The sequence below is a fragment of the Bradyrhizobium sp. ORS 111 genome, from assembly GCF_045571485.1.
GTDB lineage: Bacteria > Pseudomonadota > Alphaproteobacteria > Rhizobiales > Xanthobacteraceae > Bradyrhizobium.
Genome location: NZ_CP120701.1, coordinates 3,422,663 through 3,437,393, shown reverse-complemented (window position 1 = coordinate 3,437,393; position 14,731 = coordinate 3,422,663). Strand labels below are relative to the sequence as shown.

The following is a 14,731-nucleotide window of genomic DNA, read 5'->3' as shown; positions in this document are numbered from 1 at the left end:
AACGATGTCCGGCGATGAACTCTTTTCGGATCTTCCGCAGCAGACACGAGCACGTGCGAACGATGCGGGCGAGCCGCGGATGCGAGAGCCGGTGCGCGATCAGATCGAACTTCGGGCGGTCGATCTAGAGGCATTGGTGGCTGCCGACCACCCGGTGCGGGTGATCTGGGCCTACGTTGAGAAACTTGATCTGCAGGAGCTTGAAGAGGCGATCAGAGCCCGCACCCACACGCCGGGACAGGCGCCGGCGAGCCCGCGGCTTTTGCTGGCGCTATGGCTTTATGCGACGAGCGAGGGCGTTGGCAGCGCGCGGGCGCTGGCGCGGTTATGTGAGAGCCACGACGTCTATCGGTGGCTGTGCGGCGGGGTCAGCGTCAACTATCACGGCTTGGCCGACTTCCGCACGGCGCATCCGGAGCTTCTGGATCGGCTGTTGAGCGACACTGTCGCCAGCCTGTCGGTGGCCGGGGTCATCGACCTGGATGAGGTGGCACAGGACGGGGTCCGGGTGCGTGCGTCGGCTGGGACCAAATCGTTCCGTCGCCGCAAGAAGCTTCACAAAGAGCTGCGCAAGGCGCAACGGCTGATCCGCCAGTTGAAGGAAGAAGCCACTGACGATCCGCAAGCCAGCAACCGGCGGATCGTTGCGGCCGAGGAACGGGCCGCACGTGAACGCGAGGCGCGTGTGGCCTCGGCGCTGAAGAAGCTGGCCGAGATCGAGGCCGAGCGCGAACGGCGCAGCACGACCAACAAGAAGCAGGTCGAGAAGCAGAAGGAACCGCGCGCCTCCACCACTGATCCCGATGCTCGCGTCATGAAGATGGCCGATGGTGGCTTCCGTCCCGCCTACAATTGCCAGCTCTCCACTGCCGCCGGTGGTCAGATCGTGCTCGTCACCGACGTCACAACGGTCGGTTCCGACCGCGGCCTGGCCCGGCCGATGCTGGACAAGATCAACCGCCGCTATGGCCGATGGCCGAAGCGCCATCTGGTCGATGGCGGCTTCAACAAGAATGACGATACCGAGTGGGCGGCTGGCCGCGGGATCAAAATCTACGGGCCACCTTCACGCAGCAAGCATCGGCGCGATCCCTATCAGCCGAGCGACAGGGATGGACCGGGTGTCGCCGCCTGGCGCGTCCGCATGAGAAGCCCGCACGGCAAGTCAGTCTACAGGCGTCGCGTCCAGGCAGAGTGCATCAACGCCCGCTTCCGCAACTGGGGCCTGCAGCGGTTTATGGTCCGCGGCCTCGAAAAGGTCCAAACGGTGCTGCGCTGGTTCGCCCTCACCAACAACATCCTGGCCGGACACCGCCTGCTGCAGGCCGCCGCCTAATCAAACAATCACCGCTAGCCTCTGCCCGCCGCAGTCCCTCTCCGCTAAAGCTGCCAACCTTCAATTAGATTCACAGCCTCTCAGGATGAGGTCTAGTGTTGCGGCACAATGGTAGACCCTCATGGTGAGGAGCGCCGCATGCGGCGCGTCTCGAACCACGAGGCCGAGGACGTGCGCAGCCGCCCAAGGCGGCATATGCGACAGCAGCCTGCGGACCGGCCCATAGTTTTGCCAAGCGCACGACATAGCCTGTATATATTCCGGCACGATCACCCCGTTCTAAATCCGGCCGACGCAAGAAGCGGCTGGAGCGGCGGTGACCCCTTGCGGGGATGGGAGGAAGCCGATGAGTTTGCTCACGGCCGATCCGTCACGGATCGATCCGGACTGGATGACGCGGGCATTGCGCAAAGCCGGCATGATCCGCCAAGCGCGGGTCGTCGATCTCGCCTGCAAGCCGGTCGGCAATGGTCTCGTCGGAGACAGTTATCGATTTCGTCTGACCTATGACGAAGATCAGCCGCAAGCGCCCGCCACCGTTATCGGCAAATTCCCCGCTGCAAATCCCGACAGCCGACGCTCCGGGTCCGCGCACATGCTCTATCTTCGCGAGGTCGCGTTCTATCGCGAGCTGGCGAGCACGGTCGCCATTCACACCCCGCGACCGATCCTCGCCGAGATCGATCCGGCGACGGACGACTTCACATTGATCCTGGAGGATCTGGCGCCCGCACGCCAAGGCGACCAGCTCGCCGGATGCTCGATCGCGGACTGCCAGACGGCGATGGCCGAAGCCGCCGCCTTGCATGCGCCGCGATGGGGCGATCCGACCCTGGACGCGGTGCCTTGTTTTGCAGTTGCCGCAGGCAAGCGAAAGGATTTCCGCGCCACGTTGCCCGCCATCATCGGTCACTACAAGGATCGATATCGCGGTGTGATCGAGCCGGAATTCCTCGATCTCATCGACCGGCTTCCGGATGCGATGCCGCGCTACCAATCGGATAGGTCGACGCCGCGCACTCTGCAACATGCCGACTTCAGGCTCGACAACATCCTGTTTGACGTGCGGGGCAATACCCAGCCGATGGCGACGCTGGATTGGCAGACGCTGACGGTCGGTCCAGGCATCGTTGACGTCAGCTATTTTCTGTCGGCCGGCATTGATCCGTCCGAACGGCGACTTCACGAACTCGATCTGGTGCAGTTCTATCATGCGGAGCTGATCCGTCGCGGCGTACGAGGCTATGACTGGGATCATTGCTGGCGGGATTATCGCCGCTACACCTTGCATGGGATCATGATGGGCGTGGTCTCCGCTCTCAGCGTCCAGCGCTCAGAGCGCGGCGACGCTCTTTTCCTGAAGATGACGGAAGGCGCCTGCGCGCAGGCGCTGGACCACGACAGTTTCGGATTCTGGCAGGATTAGAGCGTCCAACGACGCTGATACGGTCCGCGTGAGGAAACACGCCCGACAAGAACACATCGAAGGGGATCCGCGTGCTCAACAAACTTGACGACTTCCCAATCCACCAGACGCCAGAACCGATTGCGGTTCCGTTCACCAGCGACCGCAATGTCTATGATCGAACCTGGTTCAACGGCTACACGGCCGACGGCGCCTATTATTTCGGGATCGGCATCGCGATCTATCCGCACCGCAGGATTCTCGATTGCGCCTTCAGCGTGGTGGAACGCGGGGGACGACAACACTGCTTTTTCGGTTCGCGGCGCGCTCCGATCGAACGAACTGACATGCAGGTTGGTCCGTTCCGGCTGGAAATTATCGAACCGATGTTGCGGACCCGCGTCGTGCTTGACGACAATGCGACCGGCCTGGCGTGCGACCTGACGTTCTCCGCGCGCACGGCGGCGATCCAGGAAGCGCGGCAGACGCTTTGGTCGGGCGACCGTCGCGTCATGGACTCGACCCGGTTCGACCAGTTCGGCCGCTGGCGCGGTGTCGTTCGCCATCCCGATGGCGAGATCAAGGTGGATGATCGATCGTGCTACGGCACCAAGGATCGCTCCTGGGGCGTTCGCAGCGTCGGCGAACGGGATATCGGAGGCGCACCGATGCCGCCGCCGAGCGTGTTCTTCCTCTGGGCGCCGCTGTTCTGGGACGATCACATATCGCACGCCATCTTTTTCGATGGGACGCGTGGCGAAGCGCTGGTCCGCGAAGGCTTTACCGCGCCGCTCTATTCGAGCGAAGCTGAGATCCCCGGCGTCGTCGACGGACGTGATCGCCGTATGGCGACCGCACGCCACCGCGTGGAATACGTTCAGAACACACGGCTGGCACGACATGCCGAGATCGACCTCGTCGACATCGACGGCCAGACGAGCACCATCGCGCTCGACCCGATCCTCAAATTCCAGATGAAGGGCCTTGGCTACGGTCATCCGCAATGGGGCCAGGGCATGTGGAAGGGCGAGCTGGAGGTCGGCGGCGAATCGTTCGATCCCACGACGCTCGATCCGCTGGCCCGCGAGAACGTGCACGTGCAGCAGGTGGTCCGCGCGCGCCAGGGCGACCAGACCGGGATCGGAGTCCTGGAGCAATTGTGCTTCGGCCCCTACCGTCCCGCCGGCTTCAGCGATTTCCTCGATGGAGCCAAAGGCTAGCGCTGCGATATAGCGGGACTCCCGCTTACGGACGTCCGTCTCAAACTGGCAGTACGCCCTCGACGAAGATCAGCCGCCGCTCCAGCGCGCCCGCAGTTTCAGCGCCGCGGCATATTCGGGTGATGCGTACCATTCGCGCAAGATCGCCATCGTCGGAAATTCGACGATGACGATGGCCTTCGGCGATGGACCGCCCTCGACCACTTCGGCCGCGCCGCCACGCACGATGTAACGGCCGCCATATTGCGCGATGGTGCTTGCCGCCAGCGAGCGATAAGCCTCGAACGCGACTGGGTCCCGCATCTCGACTTCGGAAATCGCATAGGCCGGCATGCGTCCTCACGCGATGGTGTTGACGATACCGCCTTCGGCGCGGAGCGCGGCGCCGTTGGTCGCCGATGCCTGTTTCGAGCAGACGTAGACCACGAGGTTGGCGATCTCTTCGGTGCTGGCCAGGCGCTGCAGCAGCGAGGTCGGCCGGTGCTGCTTGACGAAACTGGAAGCCGCGTCATCGACCGACTGGCCGTTCTGCTTCGCCAGATCCTTGACGAACGCCCCCACCCCCTCCGACATGGTCGGCCCGGGCAGCACGGAGTTGACCGTGACGGCCGCGCCTTTGGTCAATTGCGCGAGCTCGCGGGCGATCGCAAGCTGCGCGGTCTTGGTCATGCCGTAGTGGATCATCTCGGTCGGGATGTTGAGACCGGATTCCGAGGAGATGAAGACGATACGGCCCCAATTGCGCTTCAGCATCCCCTGCATGTAGCCGCGCGACAGCCGCACGCCCGACATCACGTTGACGTCGAAGAAGCGATCCCAATCCTCGTCGGGAATGTCGAAGAAGTCCTTCGGCTCGAAGATGCCGGCGTTATTGACGAGGATATCGACCTCGGGCACGGCTGCGAGCAGCGCCTTGCAGCCGGCGGCGGTCGAGACGTCGGCGGCGATGCCGCGCACCTTGCCGCCCGGCACCGCCTTTGCGATCGCCGCAACGGCGGCATCGACCTTGGCCTGGCCGCGGCCGTTGATGATGACATCCGCCCCCGTCCCTGCGAGGCCCCTTGCGATCGCATTGCCGATGCCTGCAGTCGAGCCGGTCACCAGCGCCGTCTTCCCGGAAAGGTCGATTTTCATTGGAAGATCTCCAGTCTGCCGTGCAGGAGATATTTGCGTGCTCGCGCGTTGCCGCAAGCCGGATGCGGGAACGACAGACTCACAAAAAAACGGCGCCCGAAGGCGCCGCTTTCGAAACCTTGGCTCGAGGCGAGCTTACGCCGCCTCGGCTTCCTTCTCCTGCGTCGGGCCGGAGTCCTGGCCCTTGGCATCGACGTCGCGATCGACGAACTCGATCACGGCCATCGCCGCGTTGTCGCCGTAGCGGAAGCCGGCCTTGATGATGCGGGTGTAGCCGCCCTGGCGATCCTTGTAGCGGGGCGCCAGCGTGTCGAACAGCTTCTTGACCTGGTCGACGTCGCGCAGCTCGGAGATCGCCTGACGGCGCAGCGCCAGACCGCCCTTCTTGCCGAGGGTGACGAGCTTCTCGACGATCGGCCGCAGCTCCTTGGCCTTCGGCAGCGTGGTGACGATCTGCTCGTGCTTGATCAGCGCGGCCGCCATGTTGGCGAACATCGCACGCCGATGCTCGGCGGTGCGGTTGAGCTTCCGATGAACCTTGCCGTGACGCATTGACTTATTCCTTTTTCAATTCTGTCGCGGTGGTTCAGCGACAAGTTTCCCAGGTGGGCTTCCTGCGTTCGCCCAAGACGCGAGTAGCGAATAGTGAATGGCGAATGGCTTCCATTCGCTATTCCCTAATCGCTATTCGCTCAGTAGTGATCCTCGAAGCGCTTGGCGAGCTCGTCGATGTTCTCCGGCGGCCAGCCCGGCACTTCCATGCCGAGATGCAGACCCATCTGGGCCAGCACTTCCTTGATCTCGTTCAGCGACTTGCGGCCGAAGTTCGGAGTGCGGAGCATTTCCGCTTCCGACTTCTGCACGAGATCGCCGATGTAGACGATGTTGTCGTTCTTCAGGCAGTTTGCCGAGCGCACCGACAGCTCGAGCTCGTCGACCTTCTTGAGGAACGCCGGATTGAAGGCGAGATCGGGGATGATCTCCTGCGCGACTTCCTTGCGCGGCTCCTCGAAGTTGACGAACACGTTGAGCTGATCCTGCAGGATGCGCGCGGCATAGGCCACCGCGTCCTCCGGCGAGATCGCGCCGTTGGTCTCGATCGTCATGGTCAGCTTGTCGTAGTCGAGGATCTGACCCTCACGGGTGTTCTCGACCTTGTAGGAGACCTTGCGGACCGGCGAGAACAGGCTGTCGACCGGGATCAGGCCGATCGGCGCATCCTCGGGACGGTTGCGCTCGGCGGCGACGTAGCCCTTGCCGGTCGTGACCGTGAACTCCATGCGGATCTCGGCGCCGTCGTCCAGCGTGCAGAGCTGCAGCTCGGGGTTGAGGACGGTGACGTCCCCGACGGTCTGGATGTCGCCGGCGGTGACCGCGCCCGGGCCCTGCTTCTTCACGACCATACGCTTCGGGCCTTCGCCCTGCATCTTGATCGAGATGTCCTTGATGTTGAGCACGATGTCGGTGACGTCCTCACGAACGCCAGCGATCGAGGAGAACTCGTGCAGAACGCCGTCGATGTGCACCGACTGCACCGCCGCGCCCTGCAGCGAGGACAACAGGATGCGGCGCAGCGCGTTACCGAGCGTCTGGCCGAAGCCACGCTCGAGCGGCTCGGCGACGACGGTGGCGAACCGGGACGCGTCCGAGCCCGGCGTCACCTGCAGCTTGTTCGGTCGAATGAGTTCTTGCCAATTTTTCTGGATCGTCACTGTTTCACCCATGTGCCAGTCGAATGGACGAGCCTGGCGTTGGAGATCGCGGAACAGTCCGCGCGGTCAATTCCAAAAACGATCGCGAGCGGCCGGGCCGCCCGCGATTTCAATCAAACACGCCGGCGCTTGCGCGGGCGGCAGCCATTGTGCGGGATCGTGGTCACGTCGCGGATCGAGGTGACGGTGAAGCCCGCAGCCTGCAGCGCACGGAGCGCCGACTCCCGGCCCGAACCTGGACCGGCCACTTCAACCTCCAGCGTGCGCATGCCGTGCTCCTGCGCCTTCTTGGAGACGTCTTCCGCCGCGACCTGCGCGGCATAGGGTGTCGATTTGCGCGAGCCCTTGAAGCCCATGGTGCCCGCCGACGACCAGGCGATCGTGTTGCCCTGCGCGTCGGTGATGGTGATGGTCGTGTTGTTGAACGACGAATTCACGTGCGCGATGCCGGAGGCGATGTTCTTGCGTTCGCGGCGGCGTACGCGGGTGGCTTCCTTGCCCATTTCTAACCTTTCCTGTGATCTCAGACGCCGCCGTAACGCCAGCGGCTACACCTAAAAAGCGATGAGCGAACGGCGGGCAGCGAATAGGACCTATTCGCCGCCCTTTGTTCGCTATTCGCCAAATTACTTCTTCTTGCCGGCGATCGCCTTGGCCGGCCCCTTGCGCGTACGCGCATTGGTGTGGGTCCGCTGGCCGCGCACCGGCAGACCGCGGCGATGGCGCAGGCCGCGATAGCAGCCGAGGTCCATCAGACGCTTGATGTTGATGCCAACCTCGCGACGGAGGTCGCCCTCAACCAAATAGTCGCGGTCGATGACTTCGCGGATCTGCAGGACTTCCTGGTCGGTCAACTGGTTGACGCGACGGTCCAGCGGAATCTTGACCTTCTCCATGATGTCGGCGGCGTTCTTCTGGCCGATGCCATGGATGTACTGAAGCGCGATCAGCACGCGCTTGTTGGTGGGAATGTTGACGCCGGCAATACGGGCCACGGACTTCTCTCCTGTCGCCGATCCATCACGGATACGGGCTTCTCAAGTTCTTGCTTTCGCGGGCAAGGTGTCCACAAACGCGAACACGACGCCCTTCCCCTCATGTCCTTTGGGGCCCGGCATCGTCATAAACTATCCGACTTGGATGCGGGGCTTATTAAAGGATTCATGTCGGTTTCGTCAACCGCTCCTAACGCTTAGCTCGCTTTTTCGTGAGCTTTTTTGCTGCCTTCTTGGCGGTTTTCCTGCCCTTCCCGGCAGCCTTGGCCTTGGCCACCTTTTTGGCCTTCTTGGCGACCTTGGCAGCCTTCCGGGCCGGTTTGGCGGTCTTTTTGGCGCCCTTGGCGGCCTTTTTGGCTGCCCTGGACGTCGCCGCAGCCTTCTTGGCGGGCCTCGCAGCCGGCTTGGCGGGCTTCTTAGCCGCCGCGGCGGTGGATTTGGCCGATTCGGCAGCCTTCGGTTCCAGCGCGCCGATCGCGGTCAGGATCCGGTTGATCTCCCGGGTGACGTGCTCGATGGTCATCATGCCATCGACGGTCAGGAGCTTCCGCCGCTCCGAGTAATAGTGAATCAGCGGCTCCGTCAGCGATCGGTACTGCGCGAGGCGCTTGGTCAACACTTCCGGCGTATCGTCGAGCCGGACCTCCTCCCCGCGCGCCCGGGTCTCCTCGGCACGCTTCTCAACTCGGTCCAGCAGCGCGCTCTCGTTCACGCGCAGTTCGACGACCGCGTCGAGCTTGAGATGCTTCTTCCTGAGCAGTTCGTCGAGCGCGTGGGCCTGCGGAACCGTGCGCGGGAAGCCATCCAGGATGAAACCCTTCTTGGCGTCGGGCTGTTCGATGCGGTCGGCGATGATCCCGACCACGACCTCGTCGGGCACCAGGCCGCCATTGGCCATGATCTCCTTGGCCTGCAGCCCGATCGGCGTGCCGGCGGCCACCGCCGCGCGCAGCATCTCGCCGGTCGAGAGCTGCACGATGCCGTGCTTATGGACCAGCCGCTGCGCCTGGGTCCCCTTGCCCGAGCCCGGCGGCCCCAAAAGGATCAATCTCATGACTAATTCGCCCCCCGGCCAGGTGAACGCGAGCCGCACACCCGAGTTTTGAGTTTGGTACCGCCACGCACCCCGATCAGCGGCGACGACCCCTGAGCTTCGACTTCCTGATCAGCCCTTCATACTGATGGGCGAGCAGATAACCCTGAACCTGCGCCACGGTATCCATCGTCACGCTGACGACGATCAAGAGCGACGTGCCACCAAAGTAGAACGGCACCGAGGCGTAGGAAATCAGAATCTCCGGAATCAGACAGACGATAGCAAGATAGATCGCGCCGAGCACCGTGATCCGCGACAGCACGTAGTCGATATATTCGGCGGTGCGTTCGCCGGGCCGGATGCCCGGAATGAAACCGCCATGCTTCTTCAGATTGTCGGCGGTCTCGGTCGGGTTGAACACGATCGCGGTGTAGAAGAACGCGAAGAACACGATCAGCGCGAGATAAAGGATCAGGAACAGCGGCCGACCATGGCCGAGCTGGGTGGTGATCCACTGGAACCATTCCGGCCCTTTGCCCGCGTTGAAGTTTGCGACCGTGGTCGGCAGCAGCAGCAGCGACGAGGCGAAGATCGGCGGAATCACGCCCGAGGTGTTGAGCTTGAGCGGCAGATGCGAGGACTGGCCCTCGAACATCTTGTTGCCGACCTGGCGCTTCGGATACTGGATCAGCAGCCGGCGCTGCGCCCGCTCCATGAACACGATGAAGGCGATCACCGCGACCGCCATCACGATGACGATCAGGATCAGGCCGGTTGACATCGCGCCCTGGCGGCCGAGTTCGAGCATGTTGGCGAGCGCCGACGGCAGCTCGGCGACGATGCCGGACAGGATGATCAGCGAGATACCGTTGCCGATGCCGCGCGAGGTGATCTGCTCGCCGAGCCACATCAGGAACATGGTGCCGCCGGTCAGCGTGATCGCGGTCGAGAGGCGGAAGAACAGGCCGGGGTCGCTGACGACATTGCCGGCGCCTTCGAGGCCAACCGCGATGCCGTAGGACTGGAAAAGGGCCAGGATCACCGTGAGGTAGCGGGTGTACTGGTTCAGCGTCTTGCGGCCCGCCTCGCCTTCCTTCTTCAGGGCCTCGAGCTGCGGCGAAACGGTGGTGAGGAGCTGGATGATGATCGATGCCGAGATGTACGGCATGATGTTCAGCGCGAAGATCGCCATGCGGTGGATGCCGCCGCCGGCGAACATGTTGAACATGCCGAGGATGCCGCCGGCCTGGGTGCGGAACACCTGTTCCCAGATGTTGGGATCGATGCCGGGCAGCGGGATATAGGTCCCCAGCCGATAAACAAGCAGCGCACCCAGGGTGAACCAGATGCGCTTCTTCAGCTCGTCAGCCTTCGCCAGAGCTCCGAAATTGAGGTTTGCTGCAAGTTGTTCGGCTGCTGAGACCATGTTTCGGCTTCTCCCGGAGCCCCCTTTCGCCGACGCCCCCAAGAGAACAGTTCTCCCCGGGGTGGTCGGCAGACACCGGACATTATCTGGTGCTCGGCCGCGATAAGTCCATCATTCGATCTGCGGATCGCCCGCGTCTGGCGCGGGCAATGACGCAGATGTTACGCCGCCTCGCCTTCTTCCTTCTTGGCGGGGGCAAGGATCTTGACCGAGCCGCCAGCCTTCTCGACGGCGGCAATGGCCGACTTGGAGGCGCCATGCACCTCGATGGTCAGCTTGGCCTTGATCTCGCCGCGGCCGAGCAGCCGCAGGCCGTCCTTGGCGCGACGCAGCACGCCGGCCTTCACCAGCGATTCTGCGTTCACGGTCGCAGACGTATCGACCAGCTTGTTGTCGATCGCTTCCTGCAGACGGTCGAGATTGATCTCGGCGAAGTCGAGCTTGAAGATGTTGTTGAAGCCGCGCTTGGGCAGACGGCGATGCATCGGCATCTGGCCGCCTTCGAACCCCTTGATGCGGACGCCCGAACGCGCGGTCTGGCCCTTGCCGCCGCGGCCCGAAGTCTTGCCCTTGCCGGAACCGATGCCACGGCCGACACGCATCCGCTTCTTGCGGGCGCCGGCGTTGTCGGCGATATCGCTGAGCTTCATCGCCCTTCTCCTTATATCTTGCTTACTCGCCGACGACGCGGACGAGATGCTGGACCTTGCTGATCATGCCGCGAACTTCAGGGGTGTCCTGCAGTTCAGCGACCCGGCCGATCTTGTTGAGCTTGAGGCCGATCAGCGTCGAACGCTGCGAGTGATGGCGGCGGATTGCGCTGCCGATCTGCTCGACCTTGATCGTCTTGCTGGCCTTGGCCATGACAATAACTCCAAATAGCGCGCTGGTTTCCCGCGCGGGTTATTCCGCCACCACTTCGGCGTCGCCGCCGACGCGGCGCGACTGCAGGGTGGAGACCTTGATGTTGCGGCGGGCTGCCACCGAGCGCGGCGAATCCTGATGCTTCAGCGCGTCGAAGGTTGCGCGGACCATGTTGTAGGGATTCGACGAGCCGATCGACTTCGCCACCACGTCCTGGATGCCGAGCGTCTCGAACACCGCGCGCATCGGGCCACCGGCGATGATGCCGGTACCGGCCGGAGCGGCGCGCAGATAGACGCGGCCGGCGCCGTGACGGCCGGCGATGTCGTGGTGTAGCGTGCGACCTTCGCGCAGCGCGACGCGCGTCAGGTTCCGCTTGGCCGACTCGGTCGCCTTGCGGATCGCCTCGGGAACTTCGCGCGCCTTGCCGTGGCCGAAACCGACCCGGCCCTTCTGGTCGCCGATCACGACCAGCGCCGCAAAGCCGAAGCGCTTGCCGCCCTTCACGACCTTCGCCACGCGATTGATGTGGACGAGCTTGTCGACGAACTCGCTGTCGCGCTCCTCGCGCTCCCTGCTCCGTTCGCGTCCGCCGCGTTCGCGTTCACCTGCCATGGTGTTTTCCAATCTCTAGGAGGCCTGCGCCTCTTTCCTCGTAATCGTTCGATTCGTTTAGAAGCTCAATCCGCCTTCGCGCGCCGCATCCGCGAGCGCCTTGACGCGCCCGTGATAGATGTAGGCGCCGCGATCGAACACGACTTCCTTGACACCCTTCTGCGCCGCACGCTCCGCCAGGAGCTTGCCGACCGCCTTCGCCGCATCGATGTCGGCGCCGGTCTTGCCGGAGTCGCGCATCGTCTTCTCCAGCGACGAGGCGGACGCCAGCGTCTCGCCCTTCTGGTCGTCGATGACCTGGGCGTAGATGTGCTTCGACGAGCGGAACACCGACAGCCGCGGACGGCCGCCTGCCGAGCGGCGAAGCGCAAGGCGCACGCGCTGCTTGCGCCGGGCATTCGTAACCTTGAGTGACATGACCGGCTCCGTTACTTCTTCTTGCCTTCCTTGCGGAAGATGAATTCGTTGGCGTACTTCACGCCCTTGCCCTTGTAGGGCTCCGGCGGACGGTAGGCGCGGATCTCCGCGGCCACCTGGCCGACACGCTGCGGATCGTTGCCGGTGATCGTGATCTCGGTCGGCTTCGGCACCGCGATGGTGATGCCTTCCGGGATCGCATAGACCACGTCGTGGCTGTAGCCGAGCGCGAGCTGCAGGTTCTTGCCCTGCATCGCGGCGCGGTAGCCGACGCCGGTGATCTCGAGCTTCTTCTCGAAGCCCTTGGTGACGCCCTCGACGAGATTGGCCACCTGCGCGCGCGCGGTGCCGTACATCGCCTGTGCGCGGTTGGTCTTGACGCGCGGAGCGACCTTGATCTGGCTGTTGTCGAACTTCACCTCGACGTCGTCATGCACGACGAACTGAAGCTGGCCCTTCGGCCCCTTCACCTTTACCGTCTGGCCCTCGACAGTCGCCGTCACACCCGACGGGATCGTCACCGGCCGCTTGCCGATACGTGACATCGTAAAATTCCTTCCTCAGAACACCGTGAAGAGAACTTCGCCGCCCACGTTCGCCTCGCGCGCCTCGTGGTCGGCCATAATTCCCTTCGGCGTCGACAACACCGAAATGCCGAGACCGTTGTTCACGCGCGGCAGGTTCTTCACCGAGGCGTAAACGCGGCGGCCCGGCTTCGACACCCGCTCGATCTCGCGGATGACGGGCTCGCCGTCGAAATACTTCAGCTCGATCTCGAGCTCGCTGCGGCCGCTCGCATGCTCGACGCTGGCGTAGCCGCGGATGTAACCCTCGGCCTTCAGCACCTCGAGCACGTTGGCACGCATCTTCGAGCCGGGGCTCGAGACCTTGGACTTCGAGCGCATCTGCGCATTGCGGATGCGGGTGATGAGATCGGAGATCGGATCGTGCGTAGACATGGTTCCGACCCTCCCTTACCAGCTCGACTTCACAAGCCCGGGAACCAGGCCCTTGGAGCCGAGTTCACGCAGCGCGATGCGCGACAGCTTGTTCTTGCGATAGTTCGAGCGCGGGCGCCCGGTCAGCTCGCAGCGGTTGCGGATGCGCGTCGGCGACGAGTTGCGCGGCATCTCGGCGAGCTTCAGCGTCGCCGCGAAGCGCTCTTCCATCGGCTTGGTCTTGTCGGCGATGATCGCCTTCAGCTTCTCGCGGCGCGGAGCGGCGTTCTTCGCCATCCGCTTGCGCCGGTTGTTCTTCTCGACTGAACTCTTCTTTGCCATGCTTGGCTCCTGGGTATCCGCGTTTGAGTGGCTTTGTCTCAGCTACTCACTGCCGGAACGGGAAATTGAAAGCGGTCAACAAGGCGCGCGCCTCGTCGTCGTTCTTGGCGGTGGTGCAGACCGTGATGTCCATGCCACGCGCTTCCGAGACCTTGTCGAAGTCGATCTCGGGGAAAATGATGTGCTCCTTGATGCCGAGCGAATAGTTGCCGCGGCCGTCGAAGCTCTTCGGGTTCAGGCCGCGGAAGTCACGGACGCGGGGCAGCGCCACGTTCACCAGGCGGTCGATGAACTCGTACATATGGGCCTTGCGCAGCGTGACCTTGCAACCGATCGGCTGGTTCTCACGCAGCTTGAAGGTCGCGATCGCGACGCGCGAATAGGTCACGATCGCCTTCTGGCCGGCGATCAGGGTCAGCTCGGCAGCGGCGGTCTCGGCCTTCTTGCGGTCGTTGACGGAGTCACCGACGCCCATGTTCAGCACGACCTTGTCCAGGCGCGGAACCTGCATCACGTTCGCATAGCCGAATTTCTCGGTCATCATGCCGCGGATCTTCTTGTCATACTCCGCGCGGAGGCGCGGCACGTAAGCGGTATCAGCCATCGATCTCTGCTCCCGAGCTCTTGGCAACACGAACCTTCTTGCCATCGGCATGAATCTTGAACCCGATGCGGGTCGGCTTTCCGTCCTTGCCGACATACGCAATGTTCGACAGGTGGATCGGCGCCTCCTTGGAGATGATGCCGCCCTCCTGGGACTGGGTCTGCTTCTGGTGACGCTTCACCATGTTGATGCCGCGGACGAGAGCCTTGTTCTCGTCCGGACGCACCTCGAACACCTCGCCGGTGCGACCCTTGTCGCGGCCGGTGAGCACCATCACCTTGTCGCCTTTGCGGATCTTGGCAGCCATCACAGCACCTCCGGCGCGAGCGAAATGATCTTCATGTGGTTCTTGGCGCGAAGCTCGCGCGGCACCGGCCCGAAGATACGGGTGCCGACCGGCTCCGACTGGTTGTTGATCAGCACGGCGGCGTTGCGGTCGAAACGGATGACCGAACCGTCGGCGCGGCGGATGTCCTTGCGGACCCGCACCACGACGGCCTTCATTACGTCGCCCTTCTTCACCTTGCCACGCGGAATGGCTTCCTTGATCGACACAACGATAATGTCGCCCACGGTGGCATAGCGACGCTTGGAGCCTCCAAGCACCTTGATGCACATGACACGGCGTGCGCCTGAATTATCGGCCACGTCGAGGTTGGTCTGCATCTGAATCATTGATGCACCTCG

Annotated in this window: 20 protein-coding genes and 1 pseudogene; 3 read left to right on the top strand and 18 right to left on the bottom strand. The window is 63.4% G+C overall.

Features of this window, described 5'->3' with window-relative positions; translation table 11 throughout:
* The first annotated feature begins 4 nt into the window (after positions 1–4).
* The 3 genes from P6U30_RS15860 (at position 5) to P6U30_RS15850 (ending at position 3,961) form a co-directional block, all read left to right on the top strand.
* On the top strand, positions 5–1,336 hold the full coding sequence (locus P6U30_RS15860) for an IS1182 family transposase (RefSeq protein ID WP_407165344.1): 1,332 nt from the start codon (positions 5–7) through the stop codon (positions 1,334–1,336).
* Positions 1,337–1,682: 346 nt separating this feature from the next.
* On the top strand, positions 1,683–2,762 hold the full coding sequence (locus tag P6U30_RS15855; protein WP_407169864.1) for a phosphotransferase: 1,080 nt from the start codon (positions 1,683–1,685) through the stop codon (positions 2,760–2,762).
* 71 nt (positions 2,763–2,833) lie between these two features.
* Positions 2,834–3,961 carry a hypothetical protein gene (locus P6U30_RS15850; protein ID WP_407169863.1) on the top strand — a complete coding sequence of 376 codons (1,128 nt, stop codon included), beginning with the start codon at positions 2,834–2,836 and terminating at the stop codon, positions 3,959–3,961.
* Between the two features lie 40 nt (positions 3,962–4,001).
* Here P6U30_RS15850 and P6U30_RS15845 read toward each other — a convergent pair.
* From P6U30_RS15845 to rplN, 18 genes and pseudogenes are all read right to left on the bottom strand, one after another.
* A pseudogene (locus P6U30_RS15845) lies at positions 4,002–4,294 on the bottom strand (DUF1330 domain-containing protein).
* Between the two features lie 6 nt (positions 4,295–4,300).
* Positions 4,301–5,095 carry an SDR family NAD(P)-dependent oxidoreductase gene (locus P6U30_RS15840; RefSeq protein ID WP_407169862.1) on the bottom strand — a complete coding sequence of 265 codons (795 nt, stop codon included), beginning with the start codon at positions 5,093–5,095 and terminating at the stop codon, positions 4,301–4,303.
* A gap of 135 nt (positions 5,096–5,230) precedes the next feature.
* Positions 5,231–5,647, bottom strand: a complete 417-nt coding sequence (gene rplQ / locus P6U30_RS15835) for a 50S ribosomal protein L17 (RefSeq protein ID WP_280977368.1) — start codon at positions 5,645–5,647, stop codon at positions 5,231–5,233.
* Positions 5,648–5,787: 140 nt separating this feature from the next.
* Complete coding sequence (locus P6U30_RS15830) at positions 5,788–6,819, bottom strand: DNA-directed RNA polymerase subunit alpha (RefSeq protein ID WP_407169861.1); 1,032 nt, start codon at positions 6,817–6,819, stop codon at positions 5,788–5,790.
* Between the two features lie 101 nt (positions 6,820–6,920).
* Positions 6,921–7,310, bottom strand: coding sequence for a 30S ribosomal protein S11 (rpsK, locus tag P6U30_RS15825; protein WP_006021048.1), 390 nt, complete (start codon positions 7,308–7,310; stop codon positions 6,921–6,923).
* A 123-nt stretch (positions 7,311–7,433) separates the two neighbouring features.
* Positions 7,434–7,802 carry a 30S ribosomal protein S13 gene (gene rpsM, locus P6U30_RS15820; RefSeq protein ID WP_137483446.1) on the bottom strand — a complete coding sequence of 123 codons (369 nt, stop codon included), beginning with the start codon at positions 7,800–7,802 and terminating at the stop codon, positions 7,434–7,436.
* Positions 7,803–7,992: 190 nt separating this feature from the next.
* Positions 7,993–8,856 (bottom strand): adenylate kinase, encoded by an 864-nt coding sequence (locus P6U30_RS15815; protein WP_407170462.1) that lies wholly within the window; start codon positions 8,854–8,856, stop codon positions 7,993–7,995.
* A gap of 76 nt (positions 8,857–8,932) precedes the next feature.
* Positions 8,933–10,264 (bottom strand): preprotein translocase subunit SecY, encoded by a 1,332-nt coding sequence (gene secY, locus P6U30_RS15810; protein ID WP_407169860.1) that lies wholly within the window; start codon positions 10,262–10,264, stop codon positions 8,933–8,935.
* A gap of 161 nt (positions 10,265–10,425) precedes the next feature.
* Positions 10,426–10,914 carry a 50S ribosomal protein L15 gene (gene rplO / locus P6U30_RS15805; RefSeq protein ID WP_407151938.1) on the bottom strand — a complete coding sequence of 163 codons (489 nt, stop codon included), beginning with the start codon at positions 10,912–10,914 and terminating at the stop codon, positions 10,426–10,428.
* A 22-nt stretch (positions 10,915–10,936) separates the two neighbouring features.
* The gene (gene rpmD, locus P6U30_RS15800; protein WP_028335461.1) at positions 10,937–11,128 is read right to left on the bottom strand and encodes a 50S ribosomal protein L30; all 192 of its coding nucleotides are present in this window, start codon (positions 11,126–11,128) and stop codon (positions 10,937–10,939) included.
* Positions 11,129–11,167: 39 nt separating this feature from the next.
* Positions 11,168–11,743 (bottom strand): 30S ribosomal protein S5, encoded by a 576-nt coding sequence (rpsE, locus tag P6U30_RS15795; protein ID WP_016843761.1) that lies wholly within the window; start codon positions 11,741–11,743, stop codon positions 11,168–11,170.
* A gap of 57 nt (positions 11,744–11,800) precedes the next feature.
* Positions 11,801–12,160: a 50S ribosomal protein L18 gene (gene rplR, locus P6U30_RS15790; RefSeq protein ID WP_407151937.1), complete on the bottom strand. Its 360-nt coding sequence runs from the start codon at positions 12,158–12,160 to the stop codon at positions 11,801–11,803.
* Between the two features lie 11 nt (positions 12,161–12,171).
* Positions 12,172–12,705, bottom strand: a complete 534-nt coding sequence (gene rplF, locus P6U30_RS15785; RefSeq protein ID WP_407151936.1) for a 50S ribosomal protein L6 — start codon at positions 12,703–12,705, stop codon at positions 12,172–12,174.
* 15 nt (positions 12,706–12,720) lie between these two features.
* Positions 12,721–13,119, bottom strand: coding sequence for a 30S ribosomal protein S8 (gene rpsH / locus P6U30_RS15780; protein ID WP_280977361.1), 399 nt, complete (start codon positions 13,117–13,119; stop codon positions 12,721–12,723).
* A 15-nt stretch (positions 13,120–13,134) separates the two neighbouring features.
* A complete protein-coding gene (rpsN, locus tag P6U30_RS15775; protein ID WP_280977360.1) occupies positions 13,135–13,440 on the bottom strand; it encodes a 30S ribosomal protein S14 in 306 nt (101 codons plus the stop codon).
* A 46-nt stretch (positions 13,441–13,486) separates the two neighbouring features.
* A complete protein-coding gene (gene rplE, locus P6U30_RS15770) occupies positions 13,487–14,044 on the bottom strand; it encodes a 50S ribosomal protein L5 (RefSeq protein WP_407169859.1) in 558 nt (185 codons plus the stop codon).
* The gene (gene rplX / locus P6U30_RS15765) at positions 14,037–14,351 is read right to left on the bottom strand and encodes a 50S ribosomal protein L24 (protein ID WP_407169858.1); all 315 of its coding nucleotides are present in this window, start codon (positions 14,349–14,351) and stop codon (positions 14,037–14,039) included. The genes rplE and rplX overlap by 8 nt, the downstream gene beginning before the upstream one ends.
* A complete protein-coding gene (gene rplN / locus P6U30_RS15760; RefSeq protein WP_006611848.1) occupies positions 14,351–14,719 on the bottom strand; it encodes a 50S ribosomal protein L14 in 369 nt (122 codons plus the stop codon). Before rplN ends, rplX begins: the two co-directional genes overlap by 1 nt.
* Between the last annotated feature and the right edge of the window lie 12 nt (positions 14,720–14,731).

Coding starts and splice junctions, on each gene's coding strand:
- rplN (WP_006611848.1), bottom strand. CDS start 14,719: ATGATTCAGATGCAGACCAACCTCGACGTGGCCGATAATTCAGGCGCA.
- secY (WP_407169860.1), bottom strand. CDS start 10,264: ATGGTCTCAGCAGCCGAACAACTTGCAGCAAACCTCAATTTCGGAGCT.
- rplF (WP_407151936.1), bottom strand. CDS start 12,705: ATGTCACGTATCGGCAAGCGGCCGGTGACGATCCCGTCGGGTGTGACG.
- P6U30_RS15830 (WP_407169861.1), bottom strand. CDS start 6,819: ATGGGTGAAACAGTGACGATCCAGAAAAATTGGCAAGAACTCATTCGA.
- rplE (WP_407169859.1), bottom strand. CDS start 14,044: ATGGCTGATACCGCTTACGTGCCGCGCCTCCGCGCGGAGTATGACAAG.
- P6U30_RS15840 (WP_407169862.1), bottom strand. CDS start 5,095: ATGAAAATCGACCTTTCCGGGAAGACGGCGCTGGTGACCGGCTCGACT.
- rpsE (WP_016843761.1), bottom strand. CDS start 11,743: ATGGCAGGTGAACGCGAACGCGGCGGACGCGAACGGAGCAGGGAGCGC.
- rplQ (WP_280977368.1), bottom strand. CDS start 5,647: ATGCGTCACGGCAAGGTTCATCGGAAGCTCAACCGCACCGCCGAGCAT.
- rpsH (WP_280977361.1), bottom strand. CDS start 13,119: ATGTCTACGCACGATCCGATCTCCGATCTCATCACCCGCATCCGCAAT.
- P6U30_RS15855 (WP_407169864.1), top strand. CDS start 1,683: ATGAGTTTGCTCACGGCCGATCCGTCACGGATCGATCCGGACTGGATG.
- P6U30_RS15860 (WP_407165344.1), top strand. CDS start 5: ATGTCCGGCGATGAACTCTTTTCGGATCTTCCGCAGCAGACACGAGCA.
- rplR (WP_407151937.1), bottom strand. CDS start 12,160: ATGTCACTCAAGGTTACGAATGCCCGGCGCAAGCAGCGCGTGCGCCTT.
- rplO (WP_407151938.1), bottom strand. CDS start 10,914: ATGAAGCTCAGCGATATCGCCGACAACGCCGGCGCCCGCAAGAAGCGG.
- rpmD (WP_028335461.1), bottom strand. CDS start 11,128: ATGGCCAAGGCCAGCAAGACGATCAAGGTCGAGCAGATCGGCAGCGCA.
- P6U30_RS15815 (WP_407170462.1), bottom strand. CDS start 8,856: ATGAGATTGATCCTTTTGGGGCCGCCGGGCTCGGGCAAGGGGACCCAG.
- rpsK (WP_006021048.1), bottom strand. CDS start 7,310: ATGGGCAAGGAAGCCACCCGCGTACGCCGCCGCGAACGCAAGAACATC.
- rpsN (WP_280977360.1), bottom strand. CDS start 13,440: ATGGCAAAGAAGAGTTCAGTCGAGAAGAACAACCGGCGCAAGCGGATG.
- rplX (WP_407169858.1), bottom strand. CDS start 14,351: ATGGCTGCCAAGATCCGCAAAGGCGACAAGGTGATGGTGCTCACCGGC.